Source organism: Mucilaginibacter metallidurans (assembly GCF_003286435.2).
GTDB lineage: Bacteria > Bacteroidota > Bacteroidia > Sphingobacteriales > Sphingobacteriaceae > Mucilaginibacter > Mucilaginibacter gossypii.
The window spans coordinates 795,949-816,367 of record NZ_CP043449.1; the positions used below are offsets into that span (position 1 = coordinate 795,949).

Below are 20,419 nucleotides of genomic sequence, written 5' to 3' on the forward strand. Positions count from 1 at the left end.
GGTTTAAGCAGGTCAAAAGTTTTATTTCAGATTATATTACAGCTTTATCTTCAATCCATATTCATGTTTTAAGGTAAGCAATGCTTCTGCATTGCCTTTGGCATCATCAACCGGGTGATGTGTGTGCGATGTTTGGCGCAGGTGTTTAAAGTTCTGAAACATATCTTTTACTATGCCTTTGTACAGGCTGCCCAGGTTTTGCGAGCTGAAACCAAAAGGATTGTCGCCTGTAAAATGATGAAAATACCAGCAGATGAACATCCAGTCAAAACCATTATTATCACTGATGAAATGTGGTTTATCATGGCAAACCCGTTTTAACCACGCTGCGAAATCATTCATCACCTTTGCCGGATCATCAAAATTTAAAGTTTCCTCGCGGGTATGTCCGGATACAGCCAGCGCTTCTGGAATGTAATTTTCAGAAATGGGCTTCAACTGCCCGTAAAAAGTTTCTTTAAGGCCGTCTTGTACCAGCACCGCCCCAAACGAGATCATAGAATAATCGCCCGGAATTGGACCGTCACTTTCTATATCTACCATAATGTAAGCCATTGTATTAATTATTATAGTTTGTATTTGCTTTAAATAAGCATGTTAATTATCTATAATATACAAAAAAATAAATGATCAATGCAATGTTGCTAAGGCATCCACATCCTTTGCTGAGGTTTTCTTCACGTTTTTGAAATTACGGATAGCAAGCAACGCGCTTATCAACATCAGTATTGCACCTAAAATAAAGGGGGCTCCCGGAAAAAAGAAGGGCCTTTTATCGTTGGTGAAATAATAAAATAAAGTGGTCATTACCCAGGGGCCAAAAATGGCGCTCAAACTCATGAGGCTGGTTAGGCCACCCTGAAGTTCGCCCTGTTCATTGGCTGGTACCTGGTTGGTCATAATGCCCTGCAACGCGGGGCCTGCAATACCGCCAAGGGCATAAGGCACCATAAATGCAAACATCATCCAACCGTGGGTTGCCATAGCAAAAAGAATAAGGCCGATGCTATATAGCAGCAAGCCAACCCAAATGCAACGTTCCATGCCCAATTTGGGCAGGATAAGGCGCATCAGGCCGCCCTGTACCAGCGCTATCATCAGGCCTATAAAGGCGAGAGAATAGCCAACAGTATCCTCGCCCCATTTAAATTTTTCGAAAGTAAAATATGTCCAAACGTTTTGTACAGCCTGCCCGGCAAAATATACCAGGAACAGCGATAGGGCCAAACCCATAACCGACGGATATTTTTTAAGCTGCAGCAATGAGCCAAGCGGGTTTGCCCTTTTCAAATCGAAGGGGCGGCGATGGGCCTCATCCAGCGATTCGGGCAGGATGAAGAAACCATAGAGAGCGTTCAAAAAGGCCAAACCTGCGGCAGCGAAAAATGGATATTGAACATCCATTTTACCCAGTACACCACCAATGGCAGGGCCAATGATAAAGCCAAGGCCAAATGCAACGCCAATCATACCGAAGTTTTGGGCGCGTTTTTCGGGAGTACTTACATCTGCTATATAGGCCGATGCTGTGGTAAAGCTGGCGCCGGTAATGCCTGCAATGGCCCGGCCTAAAAATAGCCACCATATGGATGGTGCAAAGGCAAGGAACAAATAATCAATGCCAAAACCCAGTAAGGAACAAAGCAAAACCGGGCGGCGGCCATACTTATCACTCAGGTTGCCTATCATTGGCGAAAAAAGGAACTGCATTACCGAATAGGCCAGCGTTAAAAAGCCGGCATACAACGAAGCTTCGCTCAATCCGGCGTGGATCAATTTTTCAATCAGTTTGGGTAATACGGGTATGATGATCCCTAAGCCTACCACATCAATCAGTAAAGTGACAAATATAAAGCCTAAAGCTCCCTGGGGTTTATTCTTGGCGGACTTATCCATGGCGCAAAATAAATTATTAACGTTAATAATTGTTAAAATAATTGTATTTATAATAATTTGTATTTAACTTGAACTATATAATTAGTTAAACCTATGAAACCACACAAATCAATGCTGCTATTGCCGGCGCTGCTGGCAGTGCAAAGTGTTTTTGCACAAAGTAACCATCTTACATTATCTGATAGTTATCCATCGGCAACCGAAAAAGTTAAAATTACTTATGACCCGGAGGGTACGCCTGTTGCCGGTAAAAAGGATATCAGCGCAGAGGTATATTACATTGATGGGAAAGATAACCCGGCAGCCGACATCGAACTAAAACCTAATGGCACTTTACTTTCCGGTGATTTTACCATTCCTGCCGCAGCGAAAGCTTTTTTTGTAAAGATTTTTAGTAACGGTGATATTGATAATAATAATGACAAAGGGTACGTATACTTAGTTTATAAAGATAAAAAACCTGTTCAGGGTGCTTATGAAGCAAAAGCTTACATATTGGCGAGTGGTGTTGGCAGTAATTTTGCCAAAATAAAAACCGACTCTGAAGAAGGCCTGGCCTTGTTTAAAAAGGAATACGATACTAACCCACAGGCCGAAAAACCTTATCAGTTTAATTATTACTACCTGTTGGCCAGGAAAAAAGACCCGGCTACCTCAGCTATGTTAAACGCCAAGGTTCAATCGCTTGAAAAAAGCACGGTGGAGAAAGACCTGATCCTTGCAGCCAATATCCTGAACTGGCGAAGCCAAAAAGCCTCTGCCGATTCATTGGGAGAGATCATCAAAACTAAGTATCCTAATGGCGAATCGGTAAAAAACGAGGCGGAATTTGCTATGATGCGCGAGAAGGACATGCACAAAAAAGATTCGCTTTATAAGGCATATATAGCCAAATTCCCGGCTATGGCTACTGATAAGGGCTCACGGATCGATTACATAAGGGGGCAGCTGGCTACCGGCTTTCTGACTGATGGCAATACTGCTGCTTTTAATACTTATGCAGCACAAGTCCAAAATAAATCAAGCATTGCAAACAGCTATAACAACATAGCTTATGGCTGGGCTCAACAAGATGAGCGACTTGATGAGGCTGAAAAGCTATCAAAACAATCATTGGACATCGTTACTGAAAAAATGAAGCATCCCGAGGCTTCGCCGTTTATGTCGGTAAAGAGCGTGCAAAAGCAAAATAAGGACGTATATAACATGTATGCTGATAGTTACGCCTTCATTTTATATAAAGAGAAAAAATATGATGAGGCTCTTAAATATCAAAAGGAGGTTTATATAAGCAGCAAGGATAATGACCCGATCACCAACGAGCATTACGTACTCATTTTAAATGCCCTTGGCAAATATGCCGAATCAAAAGATGTAATTGAGAGCGCATTTAAGGCAGCTAAAGTTTCTCCGGTTTTAACAGACGAGTTAAAAAAAGCCTATGTGGGCTTAAAAGGCAATGAAGCAGGCTATGATCAATACCTGGCTGGTTTATCGGCTATTGCAAAAAATAAGAAGAAAGAGGAAGTGGCTAAACAAATGATCAACGAGCCTGCTGCCAAATTTGCCCTTAAAGATTTTGCGGGAAAAACCGTTTCGCTGGCCGACTTAAAAGGCAAAATTGTTATAGTTGATTTTTGGGCTACCTGGTGCGGCCCTTGTAAAGCGTCTTTTCCGGGGATGCAAATGGCTGTAAATAAATATAAGGATGATGAGGATGTGAAATTCCTGTTTATTGATACCTGGGAAAACGGCGATAATTATATCGATGGCGCAAAGAAATTCATTGCAGATAATAATTACACCTTTAACGTGCTGGTAGATGAAAAAGGCAGCGATGGCAGGCAATCAAAAGTGGTAACACAATTTGGAGTAACCGGCATTCCAACCAAGTTCATCATCGATAAAAACGGCAATATCCGCTTTAAAGTTGTGGGTTTTGGTGGTTCGGCAGAAGGGTTGGTAGATGAATTGAGCACAATGGTTGATATGGCAAAAGCGCCGGTTGCCGCGGAGGTTGCCGCTACGCCAAAACAAAACATGAAATAGCTGATTGCAAACCTAAAACTATATCAAACAAAAATGCCGCCCTGCTGGAGCGGCATTTTTTTATTGTATTGCCTGTTAAAAGTTTGGCTTAAGCACGTATTTGTTATAGAAACGGGTGATGTGCTCAACAGCTTCTTCGGCGGTATCAACCACGCGGTAAAGGTTCAGGTCGTCGGGATTGATATTGTGCTGATCGTTCAGCATTTTTTCTTCAACCCATTTAAACAGGCCTTTCCAGTACTCAACTCCAACAAAAATGATTGGGAAACGGGCAATTTTACCTGTTTGGATAAGGGTAATGGCCTCAAACGATTCATCCATAGTGCCAAAGCCGCCGGGTAAAATGATAAAACCCTGCGAATATTTCATAAACATAACCTTACGGATAAAGAAGTAATCAAACTCCATGATCTTATCCCTGTCGATATATTTATTGTGGAACTGCTCAAATGGGAGTTCGATGTTTAAACCTACCGATTTACCGCCGTTTTCATAGGCGCCCTTGTTGGCAGCTTCCATAATACCCGGCCCGCCGCCTGATATTACACCGTAACCATGCTCGGTAAGCAGGCGGGCGGTTTCTACGGCCAGTTGGTAGTATTTGTTATCGGTATGCGTACGTGCCGACCCGAAGATGGATACGCACGGGCCAATTTTGGCCAGTTTTTCAAAGCCGTCAACAAATTCGGCCATTATTTTAAAGATCTGCCAGGAGTCGGTAACCTTAATTTCCTGCCAGTTTTTGTTCTCGAAAGCTTGTCTTATTTTATCTTCTCCGGTCATAGCCTTTTATTAGTCCGGAAGTCGGAAAGTCCGAAAGTCCGTAGGTGTTTGTTTTTTAGTCCGGAAGTCCGACGTCTGAATTCCGGAAGTTTTATCTTATTTTAATTAATGCAAAGTAAAAAGAAAATTGGTTTCAGCTTATTGTTGTTTAAATTTTTAATTATCCGATCTCCGGGCTGTCCGGCTTACGGACTTCCCTGACTTTCGGACTCGAAGTAACCCACAGCCCAATAAATGTAATTAAGCCGTTTACAATGATGAGTTCGTTACCAAAAACATATCCGCCTAAAATTGATTTTGATTCGGCATTTAAAAAATAACATATAGCAGGAGAGAGTATGCAAATGAAGGGTACCAGTTTATCCATTACCTGCCTGTTGCCTACAAACAGGCCAAATGAATAAAGGCCAAGCAGCGGCCCATAGGTATATGATGCCACGGTGAATATGGCGCTAACTACAGCATCATTATTAATGGCGTTAAATATGATGATGGTTAAAAACATCAGCCCCGAAAAAGCAATGTGTACCCAATGACGTACGGCCACCATTTTTTTGCTATTCACATCCTTGCGCTTGTTAAAACCTAAAAAGTCTACGCAAAAAGAGGTGGTGAGCGCTGTAAGTGCCGAATCGGTAGTGGCAAAGGTAGCAGCTGTTAAGCCCAGCATGAATATCATAGCCGGAACAAGCCCTAAATATTGCAGGGCGATAGTAGGGTACAGATAGTCGGTTTTAGTAACGTTGATGCCGTTTTTGGCAGCGTACATGTAAAGCAAAGCGCCTACGCTCAGGAAAAATATGTTAATAATCACGAAAACGCCAACAAAGCTGAACATGTTTTTTTGCGCTTCTTTGATATTTTTAAGGCTAAGGTTTTTTTGCATCAGGTCCTGGTCAAGCCCGGTCATACCGATAGTGATAAACATGGCGCCTAAAAACTGTTTACCTAAATGCAGCTTGCTGCTCATAAAATCATTAAAGAAGAATATTTTGGAGTAGCTGCTGTTTTTGATGGTTTCGGCAGCTTCAAAAATATTCATGTGCATGCTCTGGCAAATAAAATATATCGACAGGAAAACTGACGTTACCAGGAAAAACGTTTGCAAGCTATCGGTAATGATAATGGTTTTCAATCCTCCCTTAAAGGTGTACGACCAGATGAGCAGCAAACAAATAAGCACCGTAACAGCAAAGGGAATATGGTAGCTGTCGAAAATAAACTTCTGCAGTACGATAACCACGAGGTATAACCTGAATGCAGAGCCGATAACCCGGCTCACCAGGAATATAGCAGCAGCTGTTTTATAGCTCCAAACGCCCAAAGCACCTTCAATGTAGCTGTAAATGGATGTGAGTTTAAGCCGGTAATATAAGGGAAGTAATACCGTTGCTATGATGAAAAAGCCCGCAGCGTTGCCCAGCACAAACTGGAAATAGGCAAAATCATCGGTGCCAACCTTACCGGGAACAGAGATAAAAGTAACCCCGCTCAATGCCGTACCAATCATCCCGAAGGCAACTAAATACCATTTGGAATTTCGGTTGGCTACAAAGAAGGTATCGTTATCCGAAGATTTTTTTGATGTAAGCCACGAGATGATTAGCAATACCAAAAAATAACCGATGATGAATGACAATAATACTCCTGGCGACATAGGTGTTTTTTTAGTCCGGAAGTCGGAAAGTCCGGAAGTCCGAAAGATTTTTTATTTAGTCCGTAAGTCCGGTAAGTCCGAAAGTCCGGAGGATTTTTTGCAAAATACAAATACATTGTAAGATTTGCCAATCATAACTTCTCTGCTTTAAATTTTCTAAATCTAAACATCCAACTTTCGGACTTCCCCAACTTCCGGGCTTTCCGGCTCCCCCGACTTTCGGACTTCCGACTTAAATTCCCTACCTTCGCACAATGAATTTTTCGTCCAAATTGCTGGAAAATGCTGTAGCCGAATTTGCTAAATTACCAGGGGTAGGTCAAAAAACCGCCCTTCGTTTGGTGCTGCATTTACTTAACCAGGATAAGCAGGATGTTGAACGTTTCAGTACCGCGGTAACCAAACTTCGCAACGAAATACAGTTTTGCCGGGTTTGCCATAATATCTCTGACCAGCCGGTTTGCGAGATCTGCTCATCGCACCGCCGCGACCACAGCCTTATCTGCGTAGTTGAGGATACCCGCGATGTAATGGCTATTGAAAATACCAATCAGTTTAATGGCGTTTACCATGTGCTGGGCGGCTTAATATCGCCGATGGATGGCGTTGGGCCGTCAGATTTACAGGTGGATACGCTGGTCGAACGTCTTAAGCCAACCACAGATAACGAGGTTAAAGAAGTGGTTTTTGCCCTCAGCGCCACTATGGAAGGTGACACAACCTTGTTCTATCTTCATAAAAAATTAAAAAATTTCAATATTACCATCACAACTATAGCTCGTGGCATAGCTTTTGGTGGTGAATTAGAGTACGTAGATGAGATAACTTTGGGCCGTTCCATAGCTACCCGCGTTCCGTACGAAAATTCACTATCTAAATAGCATGAAACTATCTATAGTTGTTGTAAGCCATAATACCTGCAACCTGCTCAGAATTGCCCTGAATGCAGCGGTCAGGGCTGCTCAGGACGTTAGTCATGAGGTTTTTGTGGTCGACAATGCTTCGGCTGATAAGTCAATAGCCATGTTAAATACTGAATTTCCGGATGTAAAGATAATAGCCAGCGATAAAAACGAGGGCATGGCCCGGGCATATAACCATGCACTTAAACTGGCTGCAGGCGAGTATATTTTACTGGTCAATGCGGATACTATTACAGGCAAGAAGACCATAGAAAAAGCCCTTGAGTTTATGGATCTGCATACCGACGCCGGTGGTTTGGGGGTACGTATGATAACTCCTGAAGGCAAATTTTTAAAAGAATCAAAACGTGGGTTCAACAAGCCCTGGGAAACCTTTTTCAAGTTAACCGGCCTGGCAAAACATTTTTCAAAATCAAGGCTTACCAGCCCGCAAAGTAAAGATTGGGTTGAAGAATTTCAAACCTCCGAATCGGATATCATCAACGGTGCGTTTATGCTGCTGCGTAAAGAGGCGCTTAACCAGGTAGGATTAATGGATGAGCGTTTTCATACCTATGGTTATGATATTGATTATTCATACCGGATCAGGCTCGCCGGGTTTAAAAACTACTATTTCCCCAAAACATATATCATCAATTTTAACATACAAAACAAGGTTAAATTTAGCTGGGCACACATTAAGGAATATTATGGGGCTATGATTATCTTCGCGTCCAAATATTTATTTAAGGTGCCCGAACTTAAGGTGGAAGGCATCCCGCAGCTAATTCCTCCTTCGTATGAAGTTAAATGATAAGATCATAATCATCACCGGCGCCTCGTCGGGCATCGGGAAATCACTTGCTTATGAATGTGCTAAACGCGGCGCCAATGTGGTACTGGCGGCAAGGCAATATGTTACCCTTTGCCAGCTTACCGAACAGCTTGAGCGGGAATATAAAATCAAAGCATTAGCAGTACAGTGTGATGTAACCAATGAAGATGATTGCGCCCAGCTCATTAAACAAACCCTTATTACTTTTGGTAAAATTGATGTATTGATCAACAACGCAGGCATCACTATGCGTGCCCTGTTTAAGGATGTGAAAGTGGATGTGCTAAAACAGGTGATGGACGTTAATTTTTGGGGAATGGTTAACTGCATCAAATATGCCCTGCCCGAAATTACTAAAACCAAAGGCAGTATAGTAGGTGTATCATCTATAGCGGGGTATAAAGGTTTGCCCGGCCGTTCAGGTTACTCGGCATCAAAATTTGCCATGAACGGGTTTTTAGATTCATTAAGGATCGAAAACCTTAAAACGGGGGTGCATGTATTAACAGCCTGCCCCGGCTTTACGGCATCAAACATACGCAATACCGCTTTGAACAGCGAAGGCAAACAGCAAGGCGAGAGCACCCTTGAAGAACAAAAAATGATGAGCAGTGATGAGGTGGCCAAACATATTGTTGATGGCATTGAAAACAGGGTACGCACGTTAACCCTCACCGGCCAGGGCAAACTTACTGTAGCCCTGAGTAAATTTATACCGGCATTTTTAGATAAAATGGTTTATAAGCATTTTACCAAAGAACGGGACCCGCTTCTGAAGTAGTTCATCGGTTCATTTGTTCAGTAGTTCATTGGTGCTTATATAGTCGACGACGTGTACAAGCGATATGCCACTAATGAACCAGTGAACTAATGAACGACTTCATATGCACTGATCCTGCTCAAATCCAATACAACGCGACCTGTTTCGTCGCGCTCAAAGGCCGGTTTAAATTTAGCGTCCCATACAAAATCGTCGTATTGGTATGAAGTACGGGAATGTACGGTTTGCGAAAAAGTATCGTCGAAAGTTTTCAGGATTACCGAAAGGCCGGCTTGCCTGCGTTCAAGCTCCTCGGGTGTGATATCTTTAATCGGGCTGTTTTCATCAAGCGGGTGAACTACTGTCCAGTTCAGGGTTAAGATACTAACGCGGGTTCGTTCCAGTTCGAGCTGGAAGAATTTACGTACGGTTTTGCCGTTTTCCTCGTCGTTATAGCTGAAAACTACTTCCATTTCCAGGTCGATGAGGATGTTTCTGCGTTCGTTGGCCAGGCGAAACATCAAACCTTTACCGCCATCGCGATAGGGCGCGATAAGCACATTGCGGCTATACATGATCTTGGCCGAGGGGCGCGAAAAACGACCGTAAAGTAAACCGGTTGCCAAAGCAAAAGCCAGCAGGCCCATCATTGATTCGAGCGCGGCGATGGTATTGGGAATCATGCCCCTCGGGCTAATATGGCCATAGCCTACGGTTGATATGGTTTGTGCCGAAAAAAAGAACGAATCCATAAAACGGTCGAAATCGGTATTGCCGCTTTTACCGTCCAGTACATCGGGCCCCAACGAAAAATAAATGAGCGCGAAAATAATGTTTACTATAAAATAGCAGCTAAAAACAATGAACCAAAATTTTCGCCAGCTCATGGTAATGAGCGAGTGATAGTTGTTTGATGTAGTAAAAAACGGAAGGCCGGTACGTTTTACATTGATAGTGCCATCCTTATTTATGACCGGCTGGCTTTTAATAACCGGCTGGGTACCAAAACCAAGATCGTCTTCGGGATTAATTTTCTCTTTATGTATGGCCATGGGGCTAATTAGTGAGTTAATGATTTAGTGAATTTTTGATTGAACACGGGCAATACTGCCAATCCAATAAATCAACAGCTAAAATATCGAATTTAAGTAATCTGGGATTGCTTTCCAGATTAAATCACTAAATCGCTAACTCACTAATTCATTAACTGATCTTAAATCACTAACTCACTAATTCAAAATTGATTTCACTATCTGTTTGTTTTTATAAAAACTATTTACATATTTGTGCCAACAAGTAACAATGACAAAATTGAACAACAATTGGTGGTGGCTTAACGAGTAATCGTAAGGCAATTCCATGTTTGTTTAAAAGATATATTCAAAAGGGTTGCCATACGGCAACCCTTTTTTTATGCTTCGCCCCCCGGCCCCCTAAGGGGGGAGTAACGGCAAAAGGGGGCAAAACTTTAACAATTAACTCCCCCTTTAGGGGGCTGGGGGGCAAATGAAACAGATACTTAATCATCTTTTTGAACACAAAACCTTTAGCAGGGAACAATCAAAAGGCATTTTGATAAACATTGCGCAGGGTAAGTACAATAACGCGCAAATGGCAGCTTTCATGACAGCCTATTGTATGCGAAGCATTACCGTTGAAGAACTGGAAGGCTTTCGCGATGCCATGCTGGAACTTTGTCTGCCCGTTAACCTGGAAACCGATGGCCTCATTGACCTTTGCGGTACCGGAGGCGATGGTAAGGATACTTTTAACATTTCAACGCTTGCTTCATTTGTTGTTGCGGGTGCGGGGTATAAGGTGGCCAAGCATGGTAACTATGGGGTATCATCGGGCTGCGGTTCATCAAATGTGATGGAGTACCTGGGTTATCAGTTTACCAACGATATTGACAAGCTGAAACGGAGTGCCGAGGAAGCTAATATCTGTTTTCTGCACGCGCCTTTGTTTCACCCGGCTATGAAAACCGTTGCGCCTATCCGCAGGGAACTGGGTGTTAAAACCTTCTTCAACATGCTGGGGCCTCTGGTTAACCCAGCGAAGCCCGATAATCAATTGGTAGGGGTGTTTAACCTGGAGCTTGCCCGGGTATACGCTTACCTTTACCAAAAATCAACTGCAAAATATACCATCATAAACGCCCTCGAAGGCTATGACGAAATCTCATTAACATGCGATTTTAAGACCTTTTCGGCAGATGGTGAAAAGATCAACAGTGTGGAAGACCTCGGATTTGAAAAGCTTGATCCTAAAGAAATCATCGGCGGCGATACTGTGACAGCTTCGGCTGCCATATTTAGTTCGGTGCTTAAAGGCGAAGGCACCCCAGCCCAAAATAACGTGGTATTGGCTAACGCCGCGCTGGCCATTAAAACCATCGGCCCTGAAAAAACTTTTGGCGATTGTTTTTACGAAGCCGAAGAAGCCTTGTTAAGCAAAAAAGCGCTGAGGAGTTTTAATACTTTATTACAAAACTAAACCATGAAAATAAAGGTTTGCGGTTTAAAACATCCTGAAAATATTAATGCGGTTGCTGCTTTACAGCCCGACTATGCAGGCTTTATTTTCTACGGCAAATCGCCACGCTATATGGCAAACCTGGCGGCAGATGCGTTGCAAACTATACCCGCCTCTATCCAAAAAACGGGCGTTTTCGTAAATGAAAGCTCTGAAAATATTGATCGCCTGGTCACTGAATATGGCTTTAATGCGGTTCAACTGCATGGCGATGAAAGTCCGGAGTTTTGCGCTGCTTTTAAAGGTAGGGTAACCGTGATCAAAGCTTTTGGTATTAACGAAGATTTTGATTTTGAACAGTTAAAAGATTATGCCAACAATGTCGATCTTTTCCTGTTCGATACCAAAACAAAAGAATATGGAGGCTCGGGCAAAACTTTTGACTGGGCTATCCTTAATCAATACAAACTGGACATTCCCTTCTTTTTATCAGGAGGGGTGGGGCTTGAAAATATAAAAGAGGTTAAAAACATTACACATCCCCAATTTTATGGAGTTGACCTTAACAGCAGGTTTGAAATTGAGCCGGGCTTGAAGGATATCGAAAAATTAAAAGAGGCATTTAAAATCATCAACAATAAAACACAACAGATGAAATACGGAGTTAACGAACAAGGTTATTACGGCGATTTTGGGGGAGCATATATCCCCGAAATGTTGTACCCTAACGTAGAGGAATTAAGGGAGCAATACCTCAATATCATAAATGACGATGATTTTAAAGCTGAGTTTGATGAGCTGCTTAAAAACTATGTCGGCCGGCCTTCTCCGTTATATCATGCCAAAAGGTATTCGGAAAAATATGGCGCTAACATCTTCTTTAAACGCGAAGACCTGAACCATACCGGCTCGCATAAAATTAACAATGCCATTGGGCAGATCCTGTTAGCAAAACGCCTGGGTAAAAAGCGTATCATTGCCGAAACCGGCGCAGGTCAGCATGGCGTGGCTACCGCTACCGTATGCGCACTCATGAATATTGAATGTGTTGTTTACATGGGCGAAATTGACATGGTAAGGCAGGCGCCAAACGTGGCCCGTATGAAAATGCTTGGCGCTAAGGTTGTACCCGCCACATCTGGCAGTAAAACACTTAAAGACGCTACCAACGAGGCCCTGCGCGATTGGATAGGCAACCCGGTTGATACACATTATATCATCGGCTCTGTAGTTGGCCCGTATCCTTATCCGGATATTGTGGCCCGTTTTCAATCTATCATATCGCAGGAAACAAAGGCCCAGTTGCTTGAGCAAACCGGCAAGGAGTTACCGCAATATGTGATGGCTTGTGTAGGCGGCGGCAGCAACGCTATGGGGATGTTTTATCATTTTATAGAGGATGAGGCTGTGACACTGGTTGCTGTTGAAGCGGCAGGTAAAGGCGTAAATAGTGGTGAATCTGCCGCTACAACAGCTTTGGGCGATGAAGGGGTGCTGCATGGCAGTCGCACCATATTGATGCAAACCGAAGACGGACAGGTGGTTGAGCCTTATTCAATTTCGGCGGGACTGGATTATCCGGGTATAGGGCCGCAGCACGCACATTTGTTTAAAACCGGCCGCGGACAATACGTAAGTATTACCGATGAGGAGGCTTTGCAGGCAGGTTTACTTTGCTGTCAGTTAGAAGGAATTATACCGGCCATTGAAACAGCCCATGCTTTGGCCCAGTTAGAAAAAATGAAGTTTGAAGCCAACGATAATGTGGTGATCTGTATTTCAGGCAGGGGAGATAAGGATTTAGATACGTATATTAATTATTTTGGCTATTAAGTGGTTCATAGTTGATGGTCTATAGACCATAGCTGAGCCGTAAAAAAATCAACAGTAAAAAATAAAACCATGGACTATGGTCTATCGTCCATGGACAAATAAAATACAATGAACCGTTTAAACAAGCTTTTTGCATCAAAAAACGATAACCTGTTATCTATATACTTTACCGCCGGTTACCCAGCGCTGAACACTACAGTTGATATTGCCGAAGCCCTTGAAAAATCAGGTGCTGATTTTCTGGAGATAGGTTTCCCTTATTCTGATCCCGTAGCTGATGGCCCGACTATTCAGCATAGCTCAGAGGTAGCATTGGAAAATGGCATGAGCCTTAAAGTTTTGTTTGAAGAGCTTGCCGAACTACGCAGCAGGGTAAGTATTCCTATTTTGCTTATGGGCTATTTTAATCCCATTGCACAATATGGTGTTGAACGGTTTTGTAAAAAGGCTGCCGAGGTAGGTGTTGACGGTATTATTGTACCCGATCTGCCGATCTATGAATATGAAAAAATGTACTCGTCATATTTTATCGATAACGGCCTGAGCAATATATTCCTGGTAACCCCGCAAACATCTGAAGAGCGCATCCGCAAAATTGATGAACTGAGCAACAGCTTTATCTACCTGCTGTCGTCATCAACAATAACCGGCTATAACCTGAAACTGAGTGATAGTGTAGAAGAATACTACAAACGCATTACCGCGATGAAGCTAAAGAATCCAACCATTATTGGTTTTGGTATTACTGATAGCAGCAGCTTTGCCAAAGCATGTAATTATGCCAATGGGGCAATTATAGGCAGCAAATTTGTGAAGCTTTTAGGCGAGGAAGGTTATCTGGATAAGATTGAGGGGTTTGTGAAGGGAATAAGGCCGTAAAAAAATATACACCGGGCGATGAATATTAATGAATAAAACCGAATGTCATTTCGACGAACCGGTTGTGGAAAATGCCTGAAGGGGGCAGGAGAAATCTTATACGCCTTGTTCTAAAACATGTGTACGGCTCTACAGGGCGTAGGAGGTTTCTCTTTAGCCCCAGCGCCGATGCCCAGTTGCTCAATCGAAATGACATTTTCTTTTAGTTAAAGATGTGTTCACATAGTAGTGCAATGCCCTGTAATATTTAAGGCTTTTCTACAAATACAACTCCAAATCGCCTTTACCTTCACGAACAATATCAAAATCGCCGGTAGTGCAATCTACTATCGTTGATGGGATGTTGTCGCCATAACCACCATCGATTACAATATCAACCAGATCTTCATATTTTTCGTGGATCAGCTCCGGATCGGTTGAGTATTCGATAATATCGTCGTCATCCCTAATAGATGTAGAAAGTATCGGATTGCCCAACACACGCACAATTTCGCGGGCTATATTATTGTCGGGCACCCTGATACCAACCGTTTTTTTGTTGGAGCTGAGCATTTTGGGAACCATATGACTGGCATTGAATATGAATGTAAATGGCCCCGGCAACGCTTTCTTGAGCACGCGAAAAGTAGTATTATCAATCGGTTTGATGTAATCAGAAATATGGCTCAGATCATAGCAAATAAATGAGAAATTAGCCTTTTCGGGTTTGATATTCCTGATCCTGCAAATGGCTTCAATAGCGCGGTGGTTGGTAATGTCACAACCCAAACCATAAATGGTATCGGTAGGGTATATGATGAGGCCGCCTTTTTTTAACACCTCAACCACCTGCTCAATAGCCTTTGGATTAGGGTTTTCGGGATATATTTTAATTAACATAAGTATAAGAACAAATATAGCGCTACTTGGTTTAAAAAGCGCTTGAAAATCAAGGTTATTGACATTTGGTAAAACTTGAAATTGATAACTGCCGTTTAGTTCTTTAGTAGTATTTCGAATTTTGAAACTCCTGGGCCTCATCCAGGTAAAAATATCCTGTTATTAAATGATCGATATCATCAGCCTTTTCTGTCAATACTTTTTTTAATTTAAGCTTTTGGGTTTCCTCGCCAGTAAAAAATATAGCATTTAATTCATCATCAATATGTTGTTTTAGCAGCTTGATGTAAAGCTGTTTTTGTTTTACTACATTATATTTTTTAAAATCCTTATTCTCTTCATGGTATTTGTATTTATAAACGGAATATTCGGCGTAGCCAAATATACGTGCTTGCTGATGGTCGAAATACGTACCTCCGCCGGCCAGCTGTTCATATATAAAATTTATATCCTGATACATTTTGATCAGTTTCTCTCTTTGATCCGCATATTTTTCCTTCCCGGTTTTAAGCATCAGGAAATACGCGTATAAGAGATAATAATTATCCATCCCATTCTCGCTGCCGTAGTTTATATAACTTGTATCGTTGGGACGGTTACTTAATGGCCCCTCGTTGTAGGTAGCATCCGGAGAAAGCGGTATCTTATTACCCAATTCGGAGTCGTAGTACAGAATTTTTTTTAGCTCTTTTTTTGAGTATTTGATCGTATCTGTTTTAATAGTGCTGATGTTTATAGTGTCGTTTATAGAGGGGGATGTATTGTCTGCTTTAACGATGTTTACCAATGAATTTACTTTTTTCCTCTTTTGAGGGTGAGTACATGCTGATATTAGTAAAATAACGAACAGAATTGAAAGGTGTTTCATAAGGCTTGGTTACTCGTTTTAAAATTAACCAATTGAAAGCAAGATCCATCTAAAAACAACAAAGCCATCCCGATTAAATCAGAATGGCTTTGCTATTTAAATTTTAACCTGTTTTGCTGTTTCAATAATGCCGTGTTGTTTGGATCCTTTAACAACAGCGGCATTTTAAAAGTTAAAACACAGCAACAGTATTAAAACAATTAAGCTTGTTTAGTGAATTGGATGTTGATCAACAATTTAATGTCTTCGCCAACTACAATTGACCCGGCTTCGGTTACACCGTCCCAGGTTAAACCAAAATCTTTACGGTTAATTTTACCGCTGATCTCGAAACCTGCTTTGGTATTGCCATAAAAGTCAGCAGCCGAGCCACCAAATTCTACGTCGAGCGTTACCGGTTTGGTTTGATCTTTAATGGTCAGGTTGCCTTTCAATTCATATTCTTCATCATCAGTTTTGGTGAATGAAGTTGATTTGAAAGTGATCTGAGGATATTTTTCAGCGTCAAAAAATTCGGCCGATTTCAAGTGCTCGTCGCGTTGTGTCTGATTGGTGTCAATGCTGTTGATATCTAAAGAGAAATCAATTTCAGCATTTTCAAAATCATCATTATCAGTTAATAACTCACCGTTAAAGCTTTTGAAAAAACCACTCACGGTTGAAATAACCAGGTGTTTAACTTTAAATTGTACTTCTGAGTGCATAGGGTCAATAACCCATTTTGTTGCTGTTTCTGTTGCCATGATTTTTATTTCTTTTTTGTTGATACAAAGATAAGCACAAAAATAGATGTTTAAACATCTATTTTTACTTTGTGACTTTAAAACGACATTGAGTAAGTTTCTTAACCACAAATTTGCCCTATTGTTTAAATTATAAATCTATTTTTATCAAACATAATAGCCGCTTCATATAAAATTAACTATCCATGAGAAAGCTCTTCGTTGTTTCGTTCTTTATCATATTCAGTATGCTTGCTTTGTGGACTGTCATCTGGCCACCCGCTGCATGGTCGTTCCTGTTCATTGGACCTATATATCTTATCGGTTTTTATGATATGGTGCAGCCTAAGCATAGCATTGTGCGCAATTACCCTGTATTTGGCCACCTGAGGTATTTGATGGAAGAACTTAGGCCTAAAATATACCAGTACTTTATTGAAAGCGATACCAACGGTACACCCTTTAACCGTCAAAACAGGAGTGTAATTTACCAGCGAGCCAAAAAGGTTGATGACACCCGTCCCTTTGGTACCGAGCTTGATGTTTATGATAATGGCTACGAATGGCTTAACCATAGCATCGCCGCTATTGATCACCATAAATTAAATATGGATCCCCGTGTAAAGGTCGGCGGGGCATCCTGTACGCAGCCTTATATGGCCAGCGTATTTAATATTTCGGCCATGAGCTTTGGTTCGTTGAGTATGAACGCCATACTGGCCCTTAACGGCGGTGCAAAACTGGATAACTTTGCCCATAACACCGGCGAGGGCGGATTGAGTGATTACCACTTGCAACCGGGCGGCGATATCATTTGGCAAATAGGCACCGGCTATTTCAGTTGCCGCCATAAGGATGGTACTATGAACTACGATGCCTTTGCCGAACGCGCAGTGCTTCCACAGGTGAAAATGATCGAGATCAAGCTGTCGCAAGGAGCAAAGCCAGGTCATGGCGGGATATTGCCCGCTGCCAAGGTCACTCCTGAAATTGCGCGGATCAGGCTGGTGGAGATGGGGGAGGATGTAGTATCGCCGCCATACCATACCGCATTCACCAATCCATTGGAGCTGATGGTATTTATTCAAAAGCTTCGGGATCTTTCAGGCGGCAAGCCAATCGGATTTAAATTGTGTGTAGGTCATAAAAGCGAGTTTTTAGCTATTTGCAAGGCTATGGTCAAAACAGGCATTACTCCCGATTTTATCACTGTTGATGGGGGAGAAGGCGGCACCGGCGCTGCCCCGCTGGAGTTCAGTAACTCGGTAGGGATGCCGCTGCGCGAGGCTTTGGCTTTTGTTTATGATGCGCTGACCGGGTTCGATCTTAAAAAACATATCAAGCTTATAGCATCAGGAAAAGTAGCCACGGGTTTTGACCTGGTCAAAAATTTTGCCCTTGGTGCCGATATGTGCAACAGTGCCCGCGGCATGATGTTCGCCCTTGGCTGCATCCAGGCGCTGGAATGCAATACGAATACCTGCCCAACCGGTGTGGCTACACAGGATAAAAGCCTGATGAAAGGCTTGGTAGTGGATGATAAAAAAGTACGTGTGGCTAATTTCCACCGGCAAACGGTGAGCAGCGCCATTCAGATGATAGGTGCCGCGGGTTTAAGCAAACCGTGCGACCTGCACCGCATGTATATTTACCGTCGTGTTAACCACAGCCAGATCCTGACTTATGGCGAGTTGTTCCCTTACATCCCCAAAGGCAGTTTGTTAAACACACCTTATCCGGCATCGTTTGAGTTTGATATGGCCATCAGCAGCGAAAATACATTTGTGCCTGATTATAGTGGGATTACAAATGTTGACTATAGCAATGTGAGCTCGTATTGAAGAGATTTGAGGCTTGGTGATTAGATATTAATTAAAAAAGGCGCGATTGCCGGTTCAAGCACGAATGCCTGACCCGGCGAGTTATATAGTTATATGCAACAGCCCAGCGCTTGAGAGGGAAATTCAAAACACTTAACGGATCTGTTAGCATAATTAATGTCCTACACTTACTACCCTTGTCACTTTCCATTGCCCGTCCTTATACTGCCAAATATGTACAAATTTCATCAGGCCGATTACCGGTTGGCCGTTTTCGGTATGTGTGAAACGATGCGTACCCATTTCAATAGCGCCAAAGCCGGGCATGGGGTAAACCTCAAGCGTTTCTTTAAGCAGGTCGCGGCGCAGGTCGGCGGCTTGTTTGTTCTCGAAAATTCCTTTAAAGCCGGCCATGGTGCCGTCATAGCCGGTTAAGCCCTTACCATCGTTATAAAATTCAACATCGGGCGCAAACAGTGTTTTCATCACTTCTAAATTACGGCCGTTAAAGGCGTTGAACATTACACTATCCATGTGTGCGATGGTGTTAAATAACTGCTGGTCTTTTGGTTTAAAGGCCTTGGTTTGCGCGTTGGCAACGGAGGCAGACAGTATTGCGGCAAAGCCAATAATAAACAGGGTATAGGTTGATTTTTTCATGATATGATAGAGCGTCTAATAATTAATTCACATAAAATAATTAAATAATGTTAATAAACAGAATGCTAAGTTTTCGGCTGTGTACGTTCTGTTTTTAGCTTTATATAAATGTATTAAATATATCATCATGACGCGCTATCATGACCGATAGTGACAATGATATAGACCATTTTCATGGTTAAAAAAACTGTATGGTACTCATGCAATTCATAATTAAGTAAAAAAGCTCCCGATTAACATAATTTAACGGTTTATGCCCGGTGCCTGTGTAATATTTGGACTGCATTTTACGTAACTTTACTTATTAAATTAAGCGCAATGAAAAGGAATATCTTTATGATAGGCTTGATGCTTTTAGGCGGTTTGTTTAGCGGCACCGTAAAGGCCCAGGAAACTGCATCGCTGGTTGCCGATCAAAATCCACGCTACATGGAAAGCCAGGCAAAATATATCAGGGTTGCCGATACCCTGAACAGCCTGCACGGGTAACCATACAAAATACTTACAAAGCTTACGATTGGTATGAAGCCAAACTTGAACGCCGCCGTCAAAACCGCGCGTGGCGGCATGAGGAACGCATGAACGGATATTATGATTATTCACCGTCATGGGCTTATATGGCGGCTACTCTTATTCGCCATTTTTAAACTATGGATGGGGCAATCGCTGGGGCGGCTATTATGGTGGCCGCTGGGTGGCCGTACAAGCATCGGTATCGGTTTTGGCTGGTAACAAATTAAGCAGCATTCAATCTAACACATCATAATTTATAATATACTACAAATGAAATTTAACAGGATTTTAACAGTTGCTGCAATAGCAGTTTCAGGGATTTTTATAGCCTCATGTTCAAGGCAGGTTACACGCGTTAGCACCGACCAAACTATTGATGTTAGCGGCAACTGGAATAACAGTGATGCACGAATGGCAGCCGATGAGCTTACCGGCAAAATTTTAGGTGCTAATTGGATAGATACTCACCTTAACGAGCACCAGGGTAAACGCCCGGTAGTTATAGTTGGCTTTGTACAAAATAAAAGCCACGAACATATTGATGCCGAAACATTCTTAACCGATATTGAGAGCTCATTCATCCAATCGCAAAAAGTACGTTTGGTGCAGGGCGGTAAAAAACGTGATGAGTTACGCGCCGAAAAGGCCGATCAGCAAACAAACGCTACGGTATCAAGCATGAAAAAATTTGGCCTGGAAAACGGTGCCGATTATATACTGCAGGGCTCAATCAATTCAATAGTTGATTCGCACAAACGCCAAAAAGTTGTTTACTACCAGGTAAATCTGGAGCTTACCAACATTCAAACAAATGAAGTGGTTTGGATAGGCGAAAAGAAAATTGCCAAATACGTTAAAAACTAAAGCTGGTAAACATCATTGCCCTGA

At 42.3% G+C, this 20,419-nt stretch carries 20 protein-coding genes; 11 read left to right on the forward strand and 9 right to left on the reverse strand.

What is annotated here, in order from left to right:
* Positions 1-36 precede the first annotated feature (36 nt).
* Positions 37-555: a 3'-5' exoribonuclease domain-containing protein gene (locus DIU38_RS03510; RefSeq protein WP_091174464.1), complete on the reverse strand. Its 519-nt coding sequence runs from the start codon at positions 553-555 to the stop codon at positions 37-39.
* A 75-nt stretch (positions 556-630) separates the two neighbouring features.
* On the reverse strand, positions 631-1,896 hold the full coding sequence (locus DIU38_RS03515) for a TCR/Tet family MFS transporter (protein ID WP_112654516.1): 1,266 nt from the start codon (positions 1,894-1,896) through the stop codon (positions 631-633).
* A gap of 93 nt (positions 1,897-1,989) precedes the next feature.
* On the opposite strand from DIU38_RS03515, the gene DIU38_RS03520 reads away from it, so the two are divergent.
* Complete coding sequence (locus tag DIU38_RS03520) at positions 1,990-3,945, forward strand: redoxin domain-containing protein (protein ID WP_112654517.1); 1,956 nt, start codon at positions 1,990-1,992, stop codon at positions 3,943-3,945.
* 75 nt (positions 3,946-4,020) lie between these two features.
* Here DIU38_RS03520 and DIU38_RS03525 read toward each other — a convergent pair whose 3' ends face one another.
* On the reverse strand, positions 4,021-4,728 hold the full coding sequence (locus tag DIU38_RS03525) for an LOG family protein (RefSeq protein WP_090533093.1): 708 nt from the start codon (positions 4,726-4,728) through the stop codon (positions 4,021-4,023).
* Between the two features lie 160 nt (positions 4,729-4,888).
* Positions 4,889-6,385, reverse strand: coding sequence for a sodium:solute symporter (locus tag DIU38_RS03530; RefSeq protein ID WP_112654518.1), 1,497 nt, complete (start codon positions 6,383-6,385; stop codon positions 4,889-4,891).
* A gap of 254 nt (positions 6,386-6,639) precedes the next feature.
* On the opposite strand from DIU38_RS03530, the gene recR reads away from it, so the two are divergent.
* The 3 genes from recR to DIU38_RS03545 are packed head-to-tail and all read left to right on the forward strand — an operon-like array spanning position 6,640 to position 8,903.
* Entirely contained in the window at positions 6,640-7,266 is a 627-nt protein-coding gene (gene recR, locus DIU38_RS03535; protein ID WP_112654519.1) for a recombination mediator RecR, read from the forward strand.
* A gap of 1 nt (position 7,267) precedes the next feature.
* The gene (locus tag DIU38_RS03540; RefSeq protein ID WP_112654520.1) at positions 7,268-8,101 is read left to right on the forward strand and encodes a glycosyltransferase family 2 protein; all 834 of its coding nucleotides are present in this window, start codon (positions 7,268-7,270) and stop codon (positions 8,099-8,101) included.
* The gene (locus DIU38_RS03545; protein ID WP_112654521.1) at positions 8,088-8,903 is read left to right on the forward strand and encodes an SDR family oxidoreductase; all 816 of its coding nucleotides are present in this window, start codon (positions 8,088-8,090) and stop codon (positions 8,901-8,903) included. The genes DIU38_RS03540 and DIU38_RS03545 overlap by 14 nt, the downstream gene beginning before the upstream one ends.
* Before the next feature lie 86 nt (positions 8,904-8,989).
* On the opposite strand, the gene DIU38_RS03550 is transcribed toward DIU38_RS03545, so the two are convergent.
* Positions 8,990-9,934, reverse strand: coding sequence for an ion channel (locus DIU38_RS03550; RefSeq protein WP_112654522.1), 945 nt, complete (start codon positions 9,932-9,934; stop codon positions 8,990-8,992).
* Positions 9,935-10,388: 454 nt separating this feature from the next.
* On the opposite strand from DIU38_RS03550, the gene trpD reads away from it, so the two are divergent.
* From trpD to trpA, 3 genes are all read left to right on the forward strand, one after another.
* Positions 10,389-11,378, forward strand: coding sequence for an anthranilate phosphoribosyltransferase (trpD, locus tag DIU38_RS03555; RefSeq protein WP_112654523.1), 990 nt, complete (start codon positions 10,389-10,391; stop codon positions 11,376-11,378).
* Positions 11,379-11,381: 3 nt separating this feature from the next.
* Positions 11,382-13,190, forward strand: a complete 1,809-nt coding sequence (locus DIU38_RS03560; protein ID WP_112654524.1) for a bifunctional phosphoribosylanthranilate isomerase/tryptophan synthase subunit beta — start codon at positions 11,382-11,384, stop codon at positions 13,188-13,190.
* 108 nt (positions 13,191-13,298) lie between these two features.
* Positions 13,299-14,069: a tryptophan synthase subunit alpha gene (gene trpA, locus DIU38_RS03565; protein ID WP_112654525.1), complete on the forward strand. Its 771-nt coding sequence runs from the start codon at positions 13,299-13,301 to the stop codon at positions 14,067-14,069.
* A 258-nt stretch (positions 14,070-14,327) separates the two neighbouring features.
* Here trpA and DIU38_RS03570 read toward each other — a convergent pair whose 3' ends face one another.
* The 3 genes from DIU38_RS03570 to DIU38_RS03580 all read right to left on the reverse strand — a co-directional run bounded on the left by DIU38_RS03570 (position 14,328) and on the right by DIU38_RS03580 (position 16,559).
* Positions 14,328-14,948, reverse strand: coding sequence for an L-threonylcarbamoyladenylate synthase (locus tag DIU38_RS03570; RefSeq protein WP_112654536.1), 621 nt, complete (start codon positions 14,946-14,948; stop codon positions 14,328-14,330).
* 103 nt (positions 14,949-15,051) lie between these two features.
* Entirely contained in the window at positions 15,052-15,816 is a 765-nt protein-coding gene (locus DIU38_RS03575) for a hypothetical protein (RefSeq protein ID WP_112654526.1), read from the reverse strand.
* Between the two features lie 200 nt (positions 15,817-16,016).
* The gene (locus DIU38_RS03580; protein WP_090533071.1) at positions 16,017-16,559 is read right to left on the reverse strand and encodes a YceI family protein; all 543 of its coding nucleotides are present in this window, start codon (positions 16,557-16,559) and stop codon (positions 16,017-16,019) included.
* Between the two features lie 185 nt (positions 16,560-16,744).
* Here DIU38_RS03580 and DIU38_RS03585 point away from each other — a divergent pair, with 185 nt between their 5' ends.
* Entirely contained in the window at positions 16,745-18,379 is a 1,635-nt protein-coding gene (locus DIU38_RS03585) for an FMN-binding glutamate synthase family protein (RefSeq protein WP_112654527.1), read from the forward strand.
* 153 nt (positions 18,380-18,532) lie between these two features.
* Here DIU38_RS03585 and DIU38_RS03590 read toward each other — a convergent pair whose 3' ends face one another.
* A complete protein-coding gene (locus tag DIU38_RS03590) occupies positions 18,533-19,018 on the reverse strand; it encodes a nuclear transport factor 2 family protein (protein WP_112654528.1) in 486 nt (161 codons plus the stop codon).
* A 318-nt stretch (positions 19,019-19,336) separates the two neighbouring features.
* On the opposite strand from DIU38_RS03590, the gene DIU38_RS32880 reads away from it, so the two are divergent.
* From DIU38_RS32880 to DIU38_RS03595, 3 genes are all read left to right on the forward strand, one after another.
* Complete coding sequence (locus DIU38_RS32880) at positions 19,337-19,507, forward strand: hypothetical protein (RefSeq protein WP_167516069.1); 171 nt, start codon at positions 19,337-19,339, stop codon at positions 19,505-19,507.
* 118 nt (positions 19,508-19,625) lie between these two features.
* On the forward strand, positions 19,626-19,784 hold the full coding sequence (locus tag DIU38_RS32885) for a hypothetical protein (protein ID WP_167516070.1): 159 nt from the start codon (positions 19,626-19,628) through the stop codon (positions 19,782-19,784).
* Between the two features lie 17 nt (positions 19,785-19,801).
* Complete coding sequence (locus DIU38_RS03595) at positions 19,802-20,395, forward strand: penicillin-binding protein activator LpoB (protein ID WP_090533063.1); 594 nt, start codon at positions 19,802-19,804, stop codon at positions 20,393-20,395.
* Positions 20,396-20,419 lie beyond the last annotated feature (24 nt).

Excerpts from the sequence above, each read along its gene's own strand:
- DIU38_RS03510 (WP_091174464.1), bottom strand. The coding sequence starts at position 555 with ATGGCTTACATTATGGTAGATATAGAAAGTGACGGTCCAATTCCGGGC.
- DIU38_RS03515 (WP_112654516.1), bottom strand. The coding sequence starts at position 1,896 with ATGGATAAGTCCGCCAAGAATAAACCCCAGGGAGCTTTAGGCTTTATA.
- DIU38_RS03520 (WP_112654517.1), top strand. The coding sequence starts at position 1,990 with ATGAAACCACACAAATCAATGCTGCTATTGCCGGCGCTGCTGGCAGTG.
- DIU38_RS03525 (WP_090533093.1), bottom strand. The coding sequence starts at position 4,728 with ATGACCGGAGAAGATAAAATAAGACAAGCTTTCGAGAACAAAAACTGG.
- DIU38_RS03530 (WP_112654518.1), bottom strand. The coding sequence starts at position 6,385 with ATGTCGCCAGGAGTATTATTGTCATTCATCATCGGTTATTTTTTGGTA.
- recR (WP_112654519.1), top strand. The coding sequence starts at position 6,640 with ATGAATTTTTCGTCCAAATTGCTGGAAAATGCTGTAGCCGAATTTGCT.
- DIU38_RS03540 (WP_112654520.1), top strand. The coding sequence starts at position 7,268 with ATGAAACTATCTATAGTTGTTGTAAGCCATAATACCTGCAACCTGCTC.
- DIU38_RS03545 (WP_112654521.1), top strand. The coding sequence starts at position 8,088 with ATGAAGTTAAATGATAAGATCATAATCATCACCGGCGCCTCGTCGGGC.
- DIU38_RS03550 (WP_112654522.1), bottom strand. The coding sequence starts at position 9,934 with ATGGCCATACATAAAGAGAAAATTAATCCCGAAGACGATCTTGGTTTT.
- trpD (WP_112654523.1), top strand. The coding sequence starts at position 10,389 with ATGAAACAGATACTTAATCATCTTTTTGAACACAAAACCTTTAGCAGG.
- DIU38_RS03560 (WP_112654524.1), top strand. The coding sequence starts at position 11,382 with ATGAAAATAAAGGTTTGCGGTTTAAAACATCCTGAAAATATTAATGCG.
- trpA (WP_112654525.1), top strand. The coding sequence starts at position 13,299 with ATGAACCGTTTAAACAAGCTTTTTGCATCAAAAAACGATAACCTGTTA.
- DIU38_RS03570 (WP_112654536.1), bottom strand. The coding sequence starts at position 14,948 with ATGTTAATTAAAATATATCCCGAAAACCCTAATCCAAAGGCTATTGAG.
- DIU38_RS03575 (WP_112654526.1), bottom strand. The coding sequence starts at position 15,816 with ATGAAACACCTTTCAATTCTGTTCGTTATTTTACTAATATCAGCATGT.
- DIU38_RS03580 (WP_090533071.1), bottom strand. The coding sequence starts at position 16,559 with ATGGCAACAGAAACAGCAACAAAATGGGTTATTGACCCTATGCACTCA.
- DIU38_RS03585 (WP_112654527.1), top strand. The coding sequence starts at position 16,745 with ATGAGAAAGCTCTTCGTTGTTTCGTTCTTTATCATATTCAGTATGCTT.
- DIU38_RS03590 (WP_112654528.1), bottom strand. The coding sequence starts at position 19,018 with ATGAAAAAATCAACCTATACCCTGTTTATTATTGGCTTTGCCGCAATA.
- DIU38_RS32880 (WP_167516069.1), top strand. The coding sequence starts at position 19,337 with ATGAAAAGGAATATCTTTATGATAGGCTTGATGCTTTTAGGCGGTTTG.
- DIU38_RS32885 (WP_167516070.1), top strand. The coding sequence starts at position 19,626 with ATGGGCTTATATGGCGGCTACTCTTATTCGCCATTTTTAAACTATGGA.
- DIU38_RS03595 (WP_090533063.1), top strand. The coding sequence starts at position 19,802 with ATGAAATTTAACAGGATTTTAACAGTTGCTGCAATAGCAGTTTCAGGG.